Below are 19,052 nucleotides of genomic sequence, written 5' to 3'. Positions count from 1 at the left end.
TTAGTGCGCTCCAGCGGCATCTGCAGCGCCTGCGCCCCCCGTTCTGGCGGGGCGGCGGGTCAGCCAGATCAGACCGATCAACAGCAGGAACAACCCGGCGGAGCCCAAGAAGATGTCGTTGGCCGCGCGTGTGAACGCCTGCTGGTCGATGAGCCGGTTGATCTGCGCCAGCGCCTGCATCTGCGTGAGGCCGGACGCGGTGAGGTTGTCCAGCGTCTGTGCAAACACGCCCTGGCCCTGCACCAGCCCTTCGGTCAGGTGTGCATGGTGCATGGCGGCGCGGCTCTCCCACAGCGTGGTGGCGATCGACGTGCCCATGGCACCGGCGGTGATGCGCACGAAGTTGCTCAGGCCCGCAGCTGCCGGGATACGCTCTGGCGCGATACCTGCCAAGGTCAGCGTGGTCAGCGGGATGAAGAAGAACGCCATGGCCGCGCCCTGCAGCAGTGTGGGGATCAGGATGTGGATGAAGTCCGTCTGCACCGTGAACTGCGAACGCATCCACAACACCGTGCTGAACACGATGAACGCGCCCGTGGCCATGCGGCGCGGGTCCCACTGGCCTACCTTCTTGCCCACCAGCGGCGTGAGCAGGATGGCGAAGATGCCCACAGGCGCCAGCGCCATGCCGGCCGAGGTGGCGGTGTAGCCCATCCACTGCTGCAGCCACAGCGGCAGCAGCACCACGTTGCCGAAGAAGAGGGCGTAGGCCACCGACAGCGCCAGCGCACCAAAGGTGAAGTTGCGGCCCTTGAAGAGCTTCAAGTCCACCACCGGGTGCTTCTCGGTCAGCTCCCACACCAGGAAGACAGCAAACGCCACCACGGCGACCACGGCCATGGTGATGATCTCGCCCGAGGCAAACCAGTCCAGCTCCTTGCCCTTGTCGAGCATGAGCTGCAGCGCGCCCACCCACAGCACCAGCAGGCTGAGGCCCACCGTATCGATGGGCAGCTTGCGGATGGGGGTCTCGCGCTGGCGGTAGATGCCCCAGGTGAGCAGCCCGGCCAGCAGGCCCACCGGCACGTTGATGTAGAAGATCCACGGCCACGAGATGTTGTCCGTGATCCACCCGCCCAGCAGCGGCCCCACCACGGGTGCGACCAGCGTGGTCACGCCCCACAGCGCCAGGGCCGTGCCCGCCAGGGCCTTGGGGTAGCTGGCGAGCAGCAGCGTCTGGCTGAGCGGGATCATCGGCCCGGCCACCAGGCCCTGCAGCACGCGGAAGAACACCAGCATTTCCAGCGACGAGGCAAAGCCGCACAGCCAGGAGGTCAGCACAAAGAGCATCACGCTCATGGTGAACAGGCGCACTGCGCCAAAGCGCTGCGTGAGCCAGCCGGTGAGCGGCACCGAGATCGCATTGGCCACGCCAAAGCTGGTGATGACCCAGGTGCCCTGGCCGGGGCTCACGCCCAGGTCACCGGCAATGGCGGGGATGGAAACGTTGGCAATGGACGAATCCAGCACGTTCATGAACGTGGCCAGCGACAGGGACAGAGTGCCCAGCAGCAAGGCCGTGCCTTGCAGCGGCGGGTAGGCGGCGGGGGCCGGTGGTTGCGCTGCTGCGGGCGCGGCCTTGGCGGGCGCCTGATCGGCTGCGTCTGCAGTGGGGTTGGCGGCGGTCATGCGCTATCCACCCCGTTTACTGCACCACAGGCGACTGCACTGCCGAGGCCACCGGGGCCGAGGCGTGTTGCTGCTGGCTTTGCGCTGGCGCCTTGCCCACCTTGGGCGATGCCACGGCTACGGCCGCCTTGCCGCTGCGGCCCAGGTTGGCAGCAATGATGTGCGCCACCTCGTCGTCGGCAGCCTTGAACTGCGCGTCGAACACGGCGGTGGCAGCCACGGGGGTGGTGCGCTGGGTGTCGGCCAGCGTCTTGCCGCTCTGGTCGGCCGTGTCCACCTTGACTTCCATCGACAGGCCCACGCGCAGGGGGTGCTCCGCCACTTCCTTGGGGTCGAGCGCAATGCGCACAGGCACCCGCTGCACTACCTTGATCCAGTTGCCGGTGGCGTTCTGCGCAGGCAGCAGCGCAAAGGCGGCGCCGGTGCCCGCACCCAGGCCCGTCACCGTGCCGTGGTAGGTGACCTTGGTGCCGTACACGTCGGCTTCCAGCTCAGCAGGCTGGCCGATGCGCAGGGTCTTGAGCTGGCTTTCCTTGAAGTTCGCGTCCACCCACAGGTCGTTCAGCGGCACCAGCGTCATCAGCGGGGCCCCCGCCTGCACACGCTGGCCCACCTGCACACCGCGCTTGGCCACATGGCCGTCCAGCGGGGCGACCAGCTGGGCGCGCTGCACAGCCAGGTAAGCCTCGCGGACGCGGGCCGAGGCACGCGCCACGTTGGGGTGCTGCTCGATGGACGTGCCCTCGGTCTGCGTCTGGCTGGCTGCCAGCTGCTCTTGCGCGGCCAGCACGGCCGACTGGGCGGCGGCCACGGTGCTCTTGGCGGCTGCCAGCTGGGCAGTGGCGTGCTGGAACTCTTCCTTGCCCACGGCGCCGCTGGCCATCAGCGGGGTGCGGCGGTTCACGTCGTCCTGCATGCGGGCGGCATCGGCCTGGGCGCGGGCCAGGTCGGCGCTGCGCAGGCTGACCTGGGCCTTCAAGGTGGCGTTGTTGGCATACAGCGTGCGCACTTCGCGCACCGTCTGCGCCAACTGGGCCTCGGCCTGCTCCAGCGCCACGCGGGCGTCGGCGGGGTCGAGCTTGACCAGCAACTGGCCGGCCTTCACGTAGTCGGTGTCGTCCGCACCGATGGAGACCACGGTGCCGCCGATCTGCGGCGTGATCTGCACCACGTTGCCCGCCACGTAGGCGTTGTCGGTGGTCTCCACATGGCGGCCATTGGCCCAGTGCCAGCCGCCCCAGCCGATCGCCACCAGCGCGACGGCGGCGGCAATGATCGTGAGGCCGCGGCGGCGGGCGGTGTTGGCTTCGTTGGCGGTGAGGGGTTCGCTGTTGGAGGTCATGGCAGTGTTCTTTCAGGAATGTGTTGTTGTGTTTTTGGATGTATGTGGTGTGGTTGCCGGTCAGTGTGCTGCGGCGGTGTGCAGCACCGCTGTGTCATCTGTCCAGCCGCCGCCCAGGGCCTTCATCAGCACCAGGCGTGTGTCGAGCTGGCGGGCACGCAGGTCCACGGCCAGGCGGCGCTGGGCCAGCACCTGGCTTTCGGTGGACAGGACCACCAGGTAGTTGCCCAGACCCGCGCGGTAGCGCTCCTGCGCAAAGCGGTAGGCTTTTTCGGCGCTGGCCACAGCGTCGTCCTGCAGCGTTTGCTGGCGGTTGAGCGACTGGATGGAGGCCATGGCGTCGCCCGCTTCCTTGACCGCATCCAGCACGGCGGCGTTGTACTGGGCGATGGCTGCGTCCAGCTCGGCAGCGCGGCCGCCCAGCTGGGCGCGCAGGCGGCCGCCGTCAAAGATCGGCAGGCGCAGCGCGGGCGTCACACCCATCTGGCGCGAGCTGCCGTTGAACAACCGGTCCAGCCCCAGCGAGTTCAGGCCAATGAACGCGCCGATGTTGATGTTGGGATAGAACTCGCTGCGCGCACTGTTCACGCCCTGTGTTGCCGCCTCCACGCGCCAGCGCGCGGCCACCACGTCGGGGCGGCGGCCCAGCAGGTCGGCGCCCAGGACCTCGGGCACGGCGGTGGGTTGCAGTGCGGCGAGTTGCGGCGTGACCGTGGGCAGGGCATCGGGCGCCTGGCCGGTCAGCACGGCCAGCTGGCGGCGGGCCAGGGTGATCTGCTCTTCGAGCGCTTCGATCTGAGTGCGCGCATCGGGCACGGCGGCCTGGGCCTGGGTCAGCTCGACCTGGCTGTCCAGGCCTGCAGAGGTGCGCTCTTGCGTGAGCTTGCGTTGCTCTTCGCGCTGCTCCAGCGCGCGCGTGGCCACGTCGCGCTGGGCCACCAGCCGGGCCAGCGCCACATAGCTGCGGCCCACCTGGGCGGCCAGGGTGTTGGCGGCGGCTGCGGCGTCAGCCTGGGCCGCACGCGCCTGACCCAGGGCGGCCTGCAGCTCGGCGGCATGCTGGCCGAAGAAGTCGGGCGACCAGCTCAGCGTGGCCTGCACGGTGCCGCTGTTGTAGGTGTTGCCTGCCACCGGGGCGGGCACCAGCCCGTTGGCGGTGTAGCGCTGGCGGGTGGCGTCCACGCCCAGCGTGGCCTGCGGGCCGTTGGCGGCCTCACGCACCTGGCTCAGGGCCACGGCCTGCTCCAGGCGCGCCCGGCTCACGGCCAGGCTGGGGTTACTTTGCAGGGCTGTGTCGATCAGGGTGTTGAGCTGCTCGTCGCCCAGTGTTTTCCACCATTGGGTTGGGGCGGCGGTGTCGGTGGCTGCGGCGTTCAGGCCCACAGCCGACGGGGTGGTCTGCGCGAGCGGCGTGTGGGCCGGGCCGGGGCTGGCGCAGCCCACCAGCAGGAGGGCGGCGGCCAGCGCCAGGGCCGATACCGCGAAATGCGCGGCCAAGGCCGAGCGGGTAGAGGGCAGGGGGGATGGGGTGTTCACGGGGTTCTCCAGAATGGTTTTGGGGTGTTGTGTGGAGGAAAACGGTGTGGACTGTCTGTGTGTTCAGTCGGCGTCTGCGCCGCGCTGCTGGCGCAGCGCTTCGCCATTGGCCAGCATGCGGCGCAGCAGGCGCAGCAGCAGTTGCCATTCGTCATGGGTGAAGTCGCTGAGGTGGCCGTTGAGCACGTCGGCCAGCACAGGCGGAACTTGGGCAGCCACCTTGTCGCCCTCGGGGGTGAGCGCCAGTTGCACCACGCGGCGGTCGGTGGTGGAGCGCTCGCGCGCCACCAGGCCCTTGGCCTCCAGGCGGTCCAGTGCGCGGGTCATGGAGGCCGGGTCGGTCTCCAGGTCCCGCGCCAGGCTGGCCACGGTGGTGGTGGGGCAGCGCGAGATCTTGAACAGCGGCAGCCACTGGGCGTAGGTCAGGTCGTGGGTGGACAGCTGCGCATCGGCCTGGGTGCGGATGGACGTCATCACCTTGCGCATCAGGTAGCCCACGCTGTTTTCGGGCTGGAGCTGGTTGGGGCTGTAAAAGCCAGGGCCGGGCTGCGACGGCGAGGAGGTGTGGGAAGTCATGGAGGGTGAATTTAATTGACTAGACAATGATTGTCTTGGCAAATAGATAACACCCGCGATGTACTCAGGGTTTTTACGGGGTCATGATTGCTATCAAAGGGATAGCTATGGATGATTACAGACGTGCGCAGGGCCCCAATCTGGCATTGAGCCGACGGCACAGAAGATGAGAGTGGGCCGCCCGCGCAGGCCCGTGCAGCGCGTGGACGTATCGGCTATTGACCGGTCAGGCGCTGCGCCCAGGCGGGCAGCGGCTGGGCCAAGGGCGTGACCTGGGCGCGGGAGCACACGGCCACCAGCTGCGGCCCGGTGCCGGTGGCCTCGGCAGCGTCATACAGAAAGGACACATCCGCCTGCCGCACGGCCCGGGCCAGGTTGTCCATGGTGCGGGGGTAGCGGGCCAATATGCGTTCGGGCGGCACCGGGTGCCCACCTTCGCGCACGCGCTGCGCCACGCGGGCCAGCAGCCGGGCCGGGTCGTCCAGCGCCACGATGTGCAGGGCCACGGTGTAGCCGCAGCGCTGGGCTTCTTCGATCAGCGCCAGTTTGGAGGGGTGCGAAAACACGGTTTCGCTGGCGAAGTCTGCGCCTTCGCGCAGCAAGGTGGCACGGCGGTCATCGGCCCATTGGCGGGCGGCTTCGGACCGGGCTTCGGGGTCAGCAATGTGCTGCAGGTGCGCCTGTTCATACAGGTCGGCGTTCACAAACTCCAGCGGCGGACCCAGGATGCCTTCGCGCACCAAGGCGCGGTACAGCGTGGATTTGCCCGCGCCGTTCGGGCCTGCCAGCAGGTGGAACCAGCGGGGCGGCGTGTTGTGGCGGGGCGGTGAGAAGGGCTGCTGGGCGGGGGGCACCATTCAGTGTGAGGCGACAGGGGTGGCGGCTTTGGCCTGGTTCTCCAGCACCACTTCACGCACCCGCTGGGCGAGCGTGCCGCGCGTTTGGGCTGCCAGCAGGCGGGCGGTGAGGGCATCCACCGACGTGGGGGCCGCCAGGGTGGCGGTGCGCGCCGCTGCAGCTTCGTACTGCTCGATGGCGCTGCGGGCTTCCTGCACGCTCAGACCCGTGTGTTCCACGATCTGGCCCAGCGTGGCCCAGTATTCGATCTGGCTGGCCACCGAGCGGCGCATGGGCTGCGCGGCCTGGCGGGCCTGCTCCACCAGGTGGGCGGGGAGCTTGACGGAAGAAAAGGCAGTGGCGGACATGGCGATCTCCTGATTGGCGCATTTTGCGCCAATCAGGGCGTGAAAGCAAAGTGCTCTGCCGGCCTCACTCTCTCCGTGTAAGGGTATAGGGCGATACCATGCGCGCTCAAACCTTCATTCACCCGCTGATTCAGCCTGCAGACTGCCCTATGACCGAATCTCCCTTGCTCGCATCCGCCCCTTCCGCCATCCCACCCCTGCGTTTTGCTGTGATGGGCGCGGGCGCCGTAGGCTGCTACTTTGGCGCCTTGCTGGCCCGGGCGGGCCATGCCGTCACGCTTATCGGGCGGCCGGCCCATGTGCTGGCGATACGGGACAACGGCTTGCGGCTGCAGACGGCGGAAATGGACGTGCAGGTGCCCCTGGCGGCCAGCACCGAGGCCAGCGCAGTGCACGGCGCGGACGTGGTGCTGTTCTGCGTGAAGTCGTCCGATTCGGAAGACGCTGCACAGCAGATTCGCCCCCATCTGGCCCCTGGCGCGCTGGTGCTGACCTTGCAGAACGGCGTGGACAACGACGAACGCGTGCGCGCCGTGCTGGACGCCAGCACCCCTGTGGCCGCCGCCGTGGTGTACGTGGCCACCGCCATGGGCGGCCCGGGGCATGTGGTGCACCACGGCCGGGGCGAGCTGGTGATTGCGCCATCGCCGCGCAGCGACGAGGCCGCACGGCAGCTGACAGCGGCGGGTATTCCCACCCAGGTGTCAGATAACGTGCGCGGCGCGCTCTGGGCCAAGCTGGTGCTCAACAGCGCCTACAACGCGCTGTCGGCACTGTCGCAGCAGCCCTATGGTCCGCTGGTGCAGGTGCCCGGCGTGACGCAGGTGATTGCCGACATCGTGGCCGAATGCCTGGCGGTGGCGGCGGCCGATGGGGTGACGATTCCGGGCGATGTGCAGGCGGCGGTGCGCGGCATCGCCAGCACTATGCCCGGGCAGTATTCGTCCACCGCGCAGGACCTGGAGCGTGGCAAACCCACCGAGATCGACCACCTGAATGGCTATGTGGTCAAGCGCGGCGCCGCCTTGGGCGTGCCGACGCCGCTGAACCACGCGCTGCAGGTGCTGGTCAAGTTGGCCGAGATGAAGCGCGCTGCCGGTTGAGTTTCGGACACGGTCAGGCCAGCGCCGCCTCTTCCAGCAGCCGCTCGCGCACTTCCTGAGCGGCCTGCACCATGTGGCGCAGGGCGGCTTCGGTCTCGGGCCAGCCCCGGGTCTTGAGGCCGCAGTCGGGGTTCACCCACAGGTGCTCCACGGGCACGACCTCGGCGGCTTTTTCCAGCAGTGCGGCCATTTCCTGCACTCCGGGCACGCGGGGCGAGTGGATGTCGTACACGCCGGGGCCGATCTCGTTCGGGTACTTGAAGTCGCCAAAGCCTTGCAGCAACTCCATGTCCGAGCGGCTCGTTTCGATCGTGATCACATCGGCATCCATGGCCGCAATGGCGGGCAGGATGTCGTTGAACTCGCTGTAGCACATGTGGGTGTGGATCTGCGTGTCGTTGCGCACGCCGCTGGCGCTGATGCGGAAGGCGCGGGTGGCGCGCTCCAGGTAGCTCTTCCACCCCGCGCGTCGCAGCGGCAAGCCCTCGCGGATGGCGGGCTCGTCGATCTGGATGATGGCGATGCCGGCGGCTTCCAGGTCGCACACCTCGTCTCGGATGGCCCAGGCGATCTGGTCGGCCGTGGTGGCGCGGGGCTGATCGTCGCGCACAAAGCTCCACTGCAGGATGGTGATGGGGCCGGTGAGCATGCCTTTCATGGGTTTGGCGGTGAGGCTCTGCGCGTACTGGGTCCAGGCCACCGTCATGGGCGTGGGGCGGGCCACATCGCCGTAGATGATGGGCGGCTTCACGCAGCGCGAGCCATAGCTTTGCACCCAGCCGTTGGCGGTGAAGGCAAAGCCGTCGAGCTGCTCGCCAAAGTATTCGACCATGTCGTTGCGCTCGGCCTCGCCGTGCACCAGCACGTCAATGCCCAGCGCTTCCTGCTTGCGCACGGCCAGGGCAATTTCAGCTTCCATCTTCTGTTGGTAGTGGGCCGCATCCAGTGCCCCGCGCTTGAAGGCGGCGCGTGCGGCGCGGATCTCGGCCGTCTGCGGGAACGAGCCGATGGTGGTGGTGGGCAGCAGCGGCAGCTTGAGCCGTGCGCGCTGGGCCTTTTGCCGGGCAGGGAAGGCGTTGGCGCGCTGATCGGCCCCTGGCGCGGCCGCGGCAATGCGGGCCGCCACGGTGGCGCGGTGCACGCGCGGGCTGGCGCGGCGGGCGGCCAGGGCGGTGCGGGCGGCGTGCAGTTCGTCGTCTACCGCCGCTTCGCCTTGCGACAAGGCGGTGGCAAGCACGCGCAGCTCATCGAGTTTTTCCACCGCAAACGCCAGCCAGGATTTCACTTCGGCGTCCAACTGCGTTTCGGCCTCTAAGCTGAACGGCACATGCAGCAGAGAGCACGACGGTGCCAGCCACAACTCGCCCTGGTGCTTGTCGGCCACGGGCCGCAGCTTTTGCAGCGCCGCATCCAGGTCGGTGCGCCAGATGTTGCGGCCGTCCACGATGCCCACCGACAGCACTTTGTGCGACGGCAACCAGTCGGCCACGCCCACCAGTTCGTCAGGGGCGCGCACGGCATCCACATGCAGGCCGGCCACGGGCAGCTGGCAGGCCAGGCGCAGGTTCTCGGCCAGGGGCGAGAAGTAGGTGGCCATTAGCAGCTTGGGCGCGCTGCGGGCGAGTTGCCAGTAGCTGGGCTCAAAGGCGTGGCGCCACACGTCGGGCAGGTCCAGGCCCAGGATGGGTTCGTCGATCTGCACCCATTCCACGCCCTGGGCCTTCAGGCGTGCCAGCACGGCTTCGTACACGGGCAGCAGGGACTCCAGCAGGCTGAATCGGTCGAAGCCCGCCGTTTTGGATTTGCCCAGCCACAAGAAGCTCAGCGGCCCCAGCAGCACGGCCTTGACGCGGTGGCCCAGTGCTTGGGCCTCGGCCACTTCGGCAAACAGGCGCTCACTGGCCAGGTGGAACTGGGTGTGGGCGCTGAACTCGGGCACGAGGTAGTGGTAGTTGGTGTCGAACCACTTGGTCATCTCCAGTGCGGGCTGGCCTGCGGTGTGGTGCTTGGCGGTGCAACCGGCGCTGCAGCCTGCGTGGTCAGGTGTGGTGTGGGCCGACACGCCCCGTGCCATTGCAAAGTAGCGGGCCAGCTCGGGCGTGTGGGCATCAAAGCCAAAACGTGCAGGCTCGCAGCCCAGCAGTTGGATGTGGTTGGCCACATGGTCGTACAGAGCAAAGTCGCCCACGGTCACACAACCCAGGCCTGCATCGGCCTGCGCTTGCCAGTGTTGCTGGCGCAGCTGGGCGGCGGTGGCCTGCAGCTCGGCCTCGGTGCTGTCGCCGCGCCAGAAGGATTCGAGCGCGAATTTCAGCGCGCGCTGCGCCCCCATGCGCGGAAAGCCCAGGGTGTGCGTGAGCACGGGGCGGCGGGTGGTTGGAGCGGCGAGCGACATGGTGATTTCCTTCTTCTGAATGGAGCAATGCAATGAAAGCACCGATGGTCGCGCGGGCTCGTTTATTATTCAAACGAAAGTTTTAGTTGATCAACTTGAAAATTAATAATGAACCAGTCGATTCTGGAAGTGCGCCACCTGCGCACCCTGGTGGCCCTGCGCGACAGCGGCAGCCTGGTACGGGCCGCGCAGTTGCTCAACCTCACGCAGTCGGCGCTGTCGCACCAGATCAAGCTGTTGGAAGACCGCTACGGCCAGCCGCTGTTTGAGCGCAAATCGGTGCCACCGCAGTTCACCGCCGTGGGCGAACGCCTGCTGGCGCTGGCCGATGCCATGCTGCCGCAGGTGGAAGGGGCCGAGCGCGACATTGCCCGCCTGGTGCTGGGGCAGGGTGGGCAGATGCGCATTGCGGTGGAATGCCACACCTGCTTTGACTGGCTGATGCCCGCCATGGACGCGTTTCGCACCCGCTGGCCCGAGGTGGAGCTGGACATCGTGAGCGGCTTTCATGCCGACCCTGTGGGCCTGCTGCACCAGGGCCGGGCCGATGTGGCCATCGTGTCGGAGGTGGATGCCGACGAGGTGGGCGTGGACTACCACGCGCTGTTCGGCTTTGAGATTCGCGCGTTGCTGGCCAACACGCACCCGTTGGTCGCCAAGCCGCACCTGGTGGCGCAGGACTTTGCCGACCAGACCATCATCACCTACCCCGTGCCCGACGAAATGCTGGACCTGATCCGCCAGGTGCTGGAGCCCGCCGGTGTGCGCCCCCCACGCCGCACCACCGAGCTGACGGTGGCCATGCTGCAGCTGGTGGCCAGCGGGCGCGGCGTGGCGGCGCTGCCTCTGTGGGCGGTGCAGAGCTATCTGGACCGGGGATACGTGACTGCCAGACCGATTGGCGACAAAGGCCTGCGCGGCGAGCTGCACGCCGCCTGCCTGCCCAGCCTGTCGGCCAAGCCATATCTGCAGGACTTTGTGCAGGTGACGCGCGAGACGAGCTTCGTCACGCTGAAGGGCGTAGAGCTACTTTGATGGATCCGGCGCGTACTTGTCGCCCACTTCCTCGCGCAGCGGGTGGGTGTCATAGACGATGTTCATGTCGCGGATCCGCGTGCTGCCTGCGTCGAACGTGAACACATCCACGCAGGTGAAAGTCACCTCGCGGCCGTCGTTCAAGGTCCAGTCGTAGCGGAAGTAGGCGGCAATGCGCACCGCGCCGCCGCTTTCTGGTTGGGCCGAGGCAAACAGATCCAGCACGGTGATCACGCTGCTGCTGGAGGCCTGGGCGAGCTTTTGGAAAAAGTCGCTCGCGCGCATGGTGCCCAGGAAGGGCGAATGCACCACGCCATCGTCTTCAAAGCAGGCAATCAGCCCGTCGGTGTGGCTGGCGTGCAGGTGGGCGAGGTAGGTGCGGACGGTGTCGAGTGGCGTGGTCATGGGCAGGAGCGTGGTGGAGAAAGATGCCCAGAGCTTCGCCGCGCCCGGCGGCTGCGGCAAGAGACAATGGCGCCTCATACATAAAAGCTGCTTATGTATCTGCGCTACCTGCATTACCTCCAATCCGTCATCGACCAGGGCTCGTTTGCGCGCGCGGCGCAGGCCTGTGGGGTGTCGCAGCCCGCCATCAGCCAGGGCATGAAGGCGCTGCAGGCGCAGTTCGACGCGCCCCTGCTGGTGCGGGACGGGCGCCGCTATGTGCCCACCGACCTGGCCCGGCGTGTGGTGGCCGAAGGCGCGCCGCTGGCCCAGCGCATCGACGCCTTGCCGCAGGCCCGCCGGGCCGCTGTGGACCGCAATCGGTTGCGCGTGGGGCTCACGGCCTCCGCCGCGCTGGTCTGTGGGCCGCTGCTGTACGAGGCCTGGTGCCTGCCGCAGCCCCAGCGTTCACTGGAGATGACCACCACCGACGAGGGGAGCCTGCTGACGGGCCTGCTGCATGGCAGTTTCGACGCCGTGATTGCGCCCCGGCCGCGCCAGTTTGCCCACCCGGATGTGGTGCAGTGGCGCTTGTACGAGCTGCAGCCGCAAATTTATGCACGGCGGCGCCACCCGCTGGCGCAGGCCCGGTCACTGGCCGATTTGCAAGGCGCCGCCTGGGGCTGTGTGGGCCCGAGCGTGAGCGGCCCGGTGGATGTGCTGACCGAGGCGCACCGCGTGCGGCGCATGCCCGCGCCGCGCATGGCCGTGCGCTGCCCGGACTTTGCCAGCCTGCTGAACCTGGTGGTGGGCTCTGACCTGCTGGCTGTGCTGCCACACCCCGCGCTGCTGGGGGCTGCGGCAGAGCAGGTGGTGCCGCTGCAACTGGCCGAGGCACTGCCGCTGTATGGCATGTGGCTGTTCGAGCGCAAGGCGCGCAAGCCCCGCCTGGGGCCGGAGGTGTTTGCGGGGCGGGTGTGAGGCAGGGGCGCCTGGGTGTGGTGCCTGATGCTATTTATTTGATAGCTAAAAAGGCATGATGGACGAGCGCAAACAGCCTAAAAAGCTTGAAAAACCAACGATCAGCCAGCCACCGTGCCTGGCACCGGCATCCGCACGGCACCCGAGGTATAGAACGCATGCAGGTTCTCCAGCACCAGGTCCGCCATCGCACGGCGGGTTTCGTGCGTGGCACTGGCGGTGTGGGGGGTGAGCACCACGTTGTCCAGCGCCATCAGGGCGGCGGGCACATGGGGTTCGTTGTCGAACACGTCCAGGCCCGCACCGGCGATGCGGCGCTCGGCCAGGGCGTCGATGAGCGCCGCCTCATCCACCACGCTGCCACGCGCCACGTTGATGAGGTAGCCCTGCGGGCCCAGGGCATCGAGCACATCGCGGTTGACCAGGTGGCGCGTGCCCGCGCCGCCCGCTACCGTCAGCACCAGGTAGTCGGCCCATTGCGCCAGTGCGGTCAGCGACTCGAAGTAGGGTAGCGCGCAGCCCTCGGCCGGGCGGCGGTTGTGGTAGCCCACCTCCATGCGGAAGCCCGCCGCGCGCTCGGCCACGGCCTGGCCGATGCGGCCCATGCCCACGATGCCCAGGCGCTTGCCCGACACGCGCGTGCCCAGCGCAAACCGTGCCTTGGGCCATTGGCCCTGGCGCACAAACCGGTCGCTGGCGGCAATGCCGCGCGACACGTCCAGCATCAGCGCAAACGCCATGTCGGCCACACAGTCGTTGAGCACGCCGGGCGTGTAGCCCACCTGCACGCCACGCGCCTTGGCCGCGCCGATATCCAGCGCATCAAAGCCCACGCCAAAGCTGCTGATGACCTGCAGATGGGGCAGGGCGGCGATCACCTCGCCTGTGAGCCCGATGGACGCCGTGGTGACCACGCCCGAAAACTCCGCGCCGTGCGCCGCCAGAAAGCCCTGCGGGTCGGCCTGGTCGGCCAGGCAGGCCACGCTGTAGCGCGCGGCCAGTTCGGTTTCGAGGGCGGGCAAGGGCAGGCGGCCGATTTGCAGGAGGCGGGGCTGGGAGGTAGCTGTCATGGGGCTGTGAAGGGTTTCGGGGGGCGCCGGAATAAAAACAAAGGGCCGCGCGTGGCGGCCCTGCGGGCTACATCATGCCGCTACACGCACGGCCTGGCGGGCCAGCAGCTTCCACTGGCCGCCTTGCTGTTGCCACACGCCCAGGATCTTGATCTGCACCTTGCCGGGCTTGCCCGAGTCGTTGGTGTCGGCCGTGAGGGTGTGGCGCACGATGGCAGAGTTGCCCACCACCTTGATGGTCTGGTCGGTGATGGCGATGGTTACGAAGTCCGACTTGCCCGCCACCAGATCGCCAATGAAGCTGTCCTTGGTGTCCACGCGGCCGCCCGAGTGGCCATAGCTCAGGTCGTCGGCCACGAGGGCAGTCAGCGCAGCGGGCGTGGGGTCGATCATGGCCAAGCGCAGGCGTTCGGCAGCGGCGGCCACAGCCTGCTCGGAAGCGGCCGGTGCAGGGGGCGCCGCGGCGGTGGTCGCGTGGCTGGCGCAGCCGCTCAGCGTGACAAGGGCCAGGGCGCTGGCTGCGGCGAGGATGAGGGTTTTGAGCATGTTGTCTGTCTCCTGATGGTGTTGTGTGTTGGCGTGCCGCGCTGGCACCACACGCCCGTGCACGGCCAGGCGCGTGGTGTGTGGAATCGCTGAAAAAAGGGCCTGGAGAACCAGGCCCTTGGAGGCATCTGTCAGGCCGTGCTTACTGCGGGCCGAGCTTGTCGATCAGCGCCTTGAGCTCTTCCATCTCGCTGGGCTTCAAGTCCGTCAGCGGCGCGCGCACCGGCCCGCCGTCGTGGCCCACGATGCGGGCACCTGCCTTGATGATGGAGACGCCATAGCCTTCCACGCGGTTGCGGATGGCCAGGTAGGGCATGAAGAAGGACTTGAGCAGGCGGTGCTGGGTGGCCGTGTCGTCGCTGGCCACAGCCTTGTAGAACTCCATCGCCGTCCTGGGGATGAAGTTGAACACCGCCGACGAATACACCGGTGTGCCCAGCGCCTTGTAGGCCGCCGCATACACCTCGGCCGTGGGCAGACCGCCAAGGTACGAAAAGCGATCGCCCATCTTCATGTAGATGGAGGACATCACCTCGATGTTGCCCACGCCGTCCTTGAAGCCCACCAGGTTCGGGCAGCGGTCGGCCAGGATGGCCAGGGACTCGGCCGTGAGTTTGGTGCGGTCGCGGTTGTAGACGATCACGCCGAACTTCACGCTCTTGCAGACCTGCTCCACATGGGCGATCAGGCCTTCCTGTCCAGCTTCGGTCAGGTAGTGGGGCAAGAGCAGGATGCCGTGCGCACCCAGGCGCTCGGCCTCTTGCGCATGGGCAATGGCCGTGCGGGTGGGGCCACCGGCACCGGCAATGATGGGCACCTTGCCACGGCAGGTATCCACTGCGGTCTTGATGACCTGGCCGTACTCGGGGCCCGAGAGCGAGAAATACTCGCCTGTGCCACCGGCGGCAAACAGCGCGCTGGCGCCGTAGGGGGCCAGCCATTCCAGGCGCTCGATATAGGTCTTGGGGCGGAATTCGCCCTGCTCGTCAAAGTCCGTGATCGGGAACGACAGCAGGCCGGAGCCCATGATGGTTTTGAGTTCTTGGGGAGTCATGTCAGTGCGGGGCGGTAGTTGGAAATGGGAAGGCGAGGGCTGAGGTGTGAGTGAATACCGCATGTCCGAGCAGACTGCCAAAACGCGGCCGGTCTAGGCGCAAAGCGCAGCCATAGCACGGGCTATGGCGAGCATTTGCAACGACGAGCGGGCGTGTTTTGGCGGGATGAGCGGGCATGAGGGGTTCGCTGACACCTTCTTAGTCGAGCTTGATGTTGGCGGCCTTCACCACGGTGGCCCAGCGGGCGCGCTCCTTGGCGAAGAACTGGTCTTGTTCGGCAGGGGTCATGGTGACCACCTCGGCACCCTGGCCGGCCAGGCGCGAACGGATCTCGGGCGCGCGAATGGCGGTGATCAGCGCCTTGTTGAGCTTCTGCACGACAGCTTCCGGCGTGCCACGCGGAACCAGAATGCCTTGCCATGTGCCCGATTCGAAACCGGGCACACCCTGCTCGGCAATGGTGGGCACGTCGCCGATCAGCGGCATGCGCGTGGCCTTGGAGACGCCCAGCACCTTGAGCTTGCCGTTTTGCACGTGGGGCAGGGTGGCGAGCATGCCGTTCATCAGGATCTGCGTCTGCCCGGCCACGGTGTCCTGGATGGCAGTGACGCCGCCCTTGTAGGGGATGTATTGCCAGCGCGCACCGGCGGCGCGCTCCAGTGCCACGCCAGCGACGTGGGGGGCGCTGCCAGTGGCGGTGACGGCGAAGTTCAGGTCGTTCTTCTTCGAGTACGCCACCAGCTCCTTGAGGTTGCTGACGGGCACCGAGGGGTGCACCACCAGCAGGTGGGGCGAGTAGGCCAGCATGGTCACGCCACGCAGGTCCTTGGAGGGGTCGAACGACAGCTTGGTATAGACCGAAGGGCTGATGGCCAGCGCGCCCACGTCGCACAGCAGCATGGTGTAGCCGTCCGGCTCGGCCTTGGCCACGAAGTCGGCACCCAGGTTGCCATTGGCGCCGGGTTTGTTCTCCACGATGACGGACTGCTTGAGCGCCTCGGACATCGCCTGGCTGATGGAACGGGCAATGATGTCCGAGCTGCCACCGGGCGGGTAGGGCACCACGATGCGCAGGGTCTTCGCGGGCCAGTCAGCGCTTTGTGCGGTGGCGGAGGCCGCTGCCAGGGTGGCGATGCAGGCGAGAAGGGCGGCTCTACGGCGCAGGGTCATGGAATGTCTCCTGAGTGATGTTGTTAGTCATCGTACAACTAAGATTGCAAAATGGCAATACATGCCGTGAGAATTTTGGGTGGTCTTAGGGCAGATTGAGGGTTTTCACTAGCTCTTTCCTGACCGTATTCCTCCTCTGCCAGGCAGGTGTGGAATCCTTGCAGATTGTTCGTCGAAATTCGGGTAATCCCTGCGTGTGTAAGACAGGCTTGTGGTGACAATGCTGATCTTGTTGTACGACAACATATAACGTATGACAAAACACAACCGCTCCGCCAACAGCTGGGTGCCTCAGCACACAGCCCGGCAGATGACCATCCACCCACACAACCCGCGGTCCAGGCCCTGCTACCGCGCAGACCCCTTCGGGAGACGGCAATGACCTCTACACCACGCATACGCACCCGGGTGGCACAACTGGCACTGGCAGCCGTTGCCGCGCTGTCCACCCCCGGCGCCTGGGCGGCAACCTGGGTGTATGTCGCCAACGCGGACAGCCAGGATGTCTCGGTGCTGGAACTGGACCGCAACACTGCCACGCTCAAGCCGGTAGACACCGTGCCGCTGGGCGGCACCGCCATGCCGATGGCCGTGAGCCCTGACAAGAAGGTGCTGTACGTGGCGTTGCGCTCGCAGCCTTTCAGGGTGGTGAGCCTGGCGATCGACCCCGTCAGCGGCAAGTTGCGCAAGCTGGGCGAGGCTCCGCTGGCCGACAGCATGGCCAACATCGACACCGATGCCACGGGGCGCTGGCTGTTTGCGGCGTCCTACCCCGGCCACAAGATCACGGTCAACAGCATTGGCAAGGATGGGGCGGTGGGTGCGGTGCAGCAACTCATCCCCACGGCGCCCCACGCGCACGCCATCCACGCCGATGCGGCCAACCGCCATGTGTTTGCCACCAGCCTGGGGGGCGACAACCTCTCGGCCTGGCGTTTTGATGCCGAGAGCGGCAGGCTCACCGCCCATGAGCCCGCGCTGACGCAGGTTGCTCCCGAAAAATCCGGCCCGCGCCACTTCGTGTGGGACAGCGCCCAGCGCACGATGTACGTGCTGAACGAGCTGGATGCCGCCGTGCATGTGATGGCCTACGACAAGGAGCGCGGAACGCTGCGCCCGGTGCAGCGCACCACGGCACTGCCCGCAGGCTTTAACGGCAAGCCCTGGGCCGCGGACATTCACCTGTCGCCCGACGGCCGCACGCTGTATGCGTCCGAGCGCACCTCCAGCACGCTCAGCAGCTTCCGCGTCGACGCTGCCACCGGCCAGCTGCAGCCGCTGGGCCAGGTGCTCACCGAGAAATCACCGCGCGGTTTTGCAGTGGATTCGTCAGGCCGATTTCTGATCGCGGCAGGGCAGGAGTCGCACCACCTGGCGCTGCACCCCATCGACCCGGCCACCGGCATCCCCGGCACGCCCACGCGGGTGCCGGTGGGCAAGAACCCCAATTGGGTCGAGATCGTCGATCTGCCCTGAGCGTCCATTGCATTGCACGCGCCAGCCGCACCGGCTTTTTTGCGCTCCGTTTTTCTATCGCCGTTCCGTTCACCATCCACAAAACACCCAGGAGACACCACCATGCAACGCAGAACCCTCATCCACACCGCCGCCCTGGCGGCCGCAGCCTTCAGCACCCTTGTCAGCCTGCCCGCCACAGCCCAGGGCACCTGGCCCACCGGCAAGCCCATCACCTACATGGTGCCGTTTGCTGCAGGTGGCACCACCGACACGCTGGCGCGGCTGATTGGCCAGCAACTGGGTACTGCCCTGGGCACCACGGTGGTGGTGGAGAACAAGGGCGGCGCGGCGGGCAGCATCGGCTCTGAAGCGGCTGCGCGCTCTGCGCCGGATGGCTACACCCTGCTGGGCGGCACCGTCAGCTCGCACGCCATCAACGTGAGCCTCTACCCCAAGCTGGGCTACGACCCCATCAAGTCCTTCAGCCCCGTCACGCTGATCGGCACCAACCCGGTCGTGCTGGTGGTGGCGGCCAACAGCCCTTACAAAACCCTCAAGGACGTGCTGGCGGGGGCGAAGGGCAAGCAAGGCGGCCTGTCGTCGGCCTCGGCCGGCACGGGCAGCTCGCAGCATTTGGCCGTGGAGTTGCTGGCGTACAAGTCGGGCGTGAAGTTCACTCACATCCCCTACAAGGGCAGCGGCCCGGCCATCCAGGATGTGATCAGCGGCCAGGTGGACATGATGTTTGACACCACGGTGGTGGCCGCGCCGCACATCCAGAGCGGCAAACTGCGCGCCATTGCCGTCACCTCACCCCAGCGCCTGGCCTCCATGCCCGACGTGCCCACCGTGGCCGAGTCCGGCGTGGCAGAACTCAAGGACTTCCAGGTGCAGTCCTGGCAGGCCATCTTTGTGCCGGCTGGCACGCCCACGCCGGTGGTCACGCGCCTGCATGACGAGATCCGCAAGATCCTGGCCCAGCCCGACATGCAAACCCGCCTCAAAGGTTTTGGCATGGAGCCTGCCGACATGACCGTGGCCCAGATTGCTGCGTTCCAGAAGGCCGAAGTCGAGAAGTGGGCGCAGGTCATCAAGGCCGCCAACATCAAGGTGGATTGAGCGCCCTGAATCGAATCTCCCTGTGAAGACTTTGCGGAACCGCCTTCGGGCTGTTCCGCTTTTTTTATGGAGGCGTGGTTCTTAGCTGCCGACTGCGGTGCTTCCCTAGGGCAGGCGTGGGGCGAGTACAAGATCCGGATGCTGCCCCGTCAGCAGCAAAAACATCGCAAACACCGGCCCCTGCATGTTGCGCTCGTCGGTGGTGCTCTCCAGCGCCTGCCAGGTGCGCGACTGCACGCCGCCCCGGCTGCCCGTTTGTAGCGGGTAGCCCATCAGCTCCGCTGCCTGCGCCTGACTGAGGCCAGCGGCAACACGCGCGGCCTTGAGTTGGTCGCCGGTGGGAGCGGGCATGTGCAGCGGGGTAGGTGGCAAAGGCGCTTCAGGGGTCATGGTGGGCTGAATGGGGCTGAGGATCTGCAGGTTTGCTATATTTTATATAGCTTATGAC

General features: G+C 67.1%; 18 protein-coding genes. 5 read left to right on the top strand and 13 right to left on the bottom strand.

What is annotated here, in order from left to right; all coding sequences use genetic code 11:
• The 6 genes from LPA35_RS05160 to LPA35_RS05135 all read right to left on the bottom strand — a co-directional run bounded on the left by LPA35_RS05160 (position 1) and on the right by LPA35_RS05135 (position 6,288).
• The gene (locus LPA35_RS05160; protein WP_228895520.1) at positions 1 to 1,629 is read right to left on the bottom strand and encodes a DHA2 family efflux MFS transporter permease subunit; all 1,629 of its coding nucleotides are present in this window, start codon (positions 1,627 to 1,629) and stop codon (positions 1 to 3) included.
• Between the two features lie 16 nt (positions 1,630 to 1,645).
• Positions 1,646 to 2,971, bottom strand: a complete 1,326-nt coding sequence (locus tag LPA35_RS05155; RefSeq protein ID WP_228895518.1) for an HlyD family efflux transporter periplasmic adaptor subunit — start codon at positions 2,969 to 2,971, stop codon at positions 1,646 to 1,648.
• Between the two features lie 60 nt (positions 2,972 to 3,031).
• On the bottom strand, positions 3,032 to 4,507 hold the full coding sequence (locus LPA35_RS05150) for an efflux transporter outer membrane subunit (protein WP_228895516.1): 1,476 nt from the start codon (positions 4,505 to 4,507) through the stop codon (positions 3,032 to 3,034).
• Positions 4,508 to 4,570: 63 nt separating this feature from the next.
• Positions 4,571 to 5,083, bottom strand: a complete 513-nt coding sequence (locus LPA35_RS05145) for a MarR family winged helix-turn-helix transcriptional regulator (protein WP_142145888.1) — start codon at positions 5,081 to 5,083, stop codon at positions 4,571 to 4,573.
• Positions 5,084 to 5,298: 215 nt separating this feature from the next.
• Positions 5,299 to 5,940: a zeta toxin family protein gene (locus tag LPA35_RS05140; protein ID WP_228895515.1), complete on the bottom strand. Its 642-nt coding sequence runs from the start codon at positions 5,938 to 5,940 to the stop codon at positions 5,299 to 5,301.
• Entirely contained in the window at positions 5,941 to 6,288 is a 348-nt protein-coding gene (locus tag LPA35_RS05135) for a hypothetical protein (RefSeq protein WP_055397794.1), read from the bottom strand. It abuts the gene before it with no gap.
• A gap of 149 nt (positions 6,289 to 6,437) precedes the next feature.
• On the opposite strand from LPA35_RS05135, the gene LPA35_RS05130 reads away from it, so the two are divergent.
• Positions 6,438 to 7,391, top strand: coding sequence for a ketopantoate reductase family protein (locus LPA35_RS05130; protein WP_228895513.1), 954 nt, complete (start codon positions 6,438 to 6,440; stop codon positions 7,389 to 7,391).
• A 13-nt stretch (positions 7,392 to 7,404) separates the two neighbouring features.
• On the opposite strand, the gene metE is transcribed toward LPA35_RS05130, so the two are convergent.
• A complete protein-coding gene (metE, locus tag LPA35_RS05125; protein ID WP_228895511.1) occupies positions 7,405 to 9,786 on the bottom strand; it encodes a 5-methyltetrahydropteroyltriglutamate--homocysteine S-methyltransferase in 2,382 nt (793 codons plus the stop codon).
• A 108-nt stretch (positions 9,787 to 9,894) separates the two neighbouring features.
• Between metE and LPA35_RS05120 the strand changes: the two genes are divergently transcribed.
• Positions 9,895 to 10,821 carry a LysR family transcriptional regulator gene (locus LPA35_RS05120; protein ID WP_228895509.1) on the top strand — a complete coding sequence of 309 codons (927 nt, stop codon included), beginning with the start codon at positions 9,895 to 9,897 and terminating at the stop codon, positions 10,819 to 10,821.
• Here the strand turns inward: LPA35_RS05120 and LPA35_RS05115 are convergent.
• Positions 10,813 to 11,226 (bottom strand): nuclear transport factor 2 family protein, encoded by a 414-nt coding sequence (locus tag LPA35_RS05115; protein ID WP_228895507.1) that lies wholly within the window; start codon positions 11,224 to 11,226, stop codon positions 10,813 to 10,815. The two genes, LPA35_RS05120 and LPA35_RS05115, sit on opposite strands and share 9 nt — an antisense overlap.
• A gap of 93 nt (positions 11,227 to 11,319) precedes the next feature.
• Here LPA35_RS05115 and LPA35_RS05110 point away from each other — a divergent pair, with 93 nt between their 5' ends.
• Positions 11,320 to 12,186 (top strand): LysR family transcriptional regulator, encoded by an 867-nt coding sequence (locus LPA35_RS05110; RefSeq protein WP_228895505.1) that lies wholly within the window; start codon positions 11,320 to 11,322, stop codon positions 12,184 to 12,186.
• A gap of 101 nt (positions 12,187 to 12,287) precedes the next feature.
• On the opposite strand, the gene LPA35_RS05105 is transcribed toward LPA35_RS05110, so the two are convergent.
• The 4 genes from LPA35_RS05105 to LPA35_RS05090 all read right to left on the bottom strand — a co-directional run bounded on the left by LPA35_RS05105 (position 12,288) and on the right by LPA35_RS05090 (position 16,027).
• Positions 12,288 to 13,256 (bottom strand): 2-hydroxyacid dehydrogenase, encoded by a 969-nt coding sequence (locus LPA35_RS05105; RefSeq protein WP_228895503.1) that lies wholly within the window; start codon positions 13,254 to 13,256, stop codon positions 12,288 to 12,290.
• A 72-nt stretch (positions 13,257 to 13,328) separates the two neighbouring features.
• Complete coding sequence (locus LPA35_RS05100) at positions 13,329 to 13,802, bottom strand: nuclear transport factor 2 family protein (RefSeq protein ID WP_228895501.1); 474 nt, start codon at positions 13,800 to 13,802, stop codon at positions 13,329 to 13,331.
• 142 nt (positions 13,803 to 13,944) lie between these two features.
• On the bottom strand, positions 13,945 to 14,856 hold the full coding sequence (gene kdgD / locus LPA35_RS05095) for a 5-dehydro-4-deoxyglucarate dehydratase (protein WP_121506278.1): 912 nt from the start codon (positions 14,854 to 14,856) through the stop codon (positions 13,945 to 13,947).
• Positions 14,857 to 15,055: 199 nt separating this feature from the next.
• Positions 15,056 to 16,027 (bottom strand): tripartite tricarboxylate transporter substrate binding protein, encoded by a 972-nt coding sequence (locus LPA35_RS05090; protein ID WP_121506279.1) that lies wholly within the window; start codon positions 16,025 to 16,027, stop codon positions 15,056 to 15,058.
• Between the two features lie 378 nt (positions 16,028 to 16,405).
• Between LPA35_RS05090 and LPA35_RS05085 the strand changes: the two genes are divergently transcribed.
• On the top strand, positions 16,406 to 17,503 hold the full coding sequence (locus LPA35_RS05085; protein WP_228895499.1) for a beta-propeller fold lactonase family protein: 1,098 nt from the start codon (positions 16,406 to 16,408) through the stop codon (positions 17,501 to 17,503).
• A 102-nt stretch (positions 17,504 to 17,605) separates the two neighbouring features.
• Positions 17,606 to 18,604 carry a tripartite tricarboxylate transporter substrate binding protein gene (locus tag LPA35_RS05080; RefSeq protein WP_121506281.1) on the top strand — a complete coding sequence of 333 codons (999 nt, stop codon included), beginning with the start codon at positions 17,606 to 17,608 and terminating at the stop codon, positions 18,602 to 18,604.
• Between the two features lie 105 nt (positions 18,605 to 18,709).
• Here LPA35_RS05080 and LPA35_RS05075 read toward each other — a convergent pair whose 3' ends face one another.
• Positions 18,710 to 18,955: a helix-turn-helix transcriptional regulator gene (locus tag LPA35_RS05075; RefSeq protein ID WP_228895497.1), complete on the bottom strand. Its 246-nt coding sequence runs from the start codon at positions 18,953 to 18,955 to the stop codon at positions 18,710 to 18,712.
• Positions 18,956 to 19,052 lie beyond the last annotated feature (97 nt).

The organism is Acidovorax sp. Leaf73 (assembly GCF_916855635.1).
Taxonomy (GTDB): domain Bacteria; phylum Pseudomonadota; class Gammaproteobacteria; order Burkholderiales; family Burkholderiaceae_C; genus Acidovorax; species Acidovorax facilis.
The sequence above is the reverse complement of the archived record's forward strand: the minus strand, read 5'-3'. Positions and strand labels throughout refer to the sequence as shown.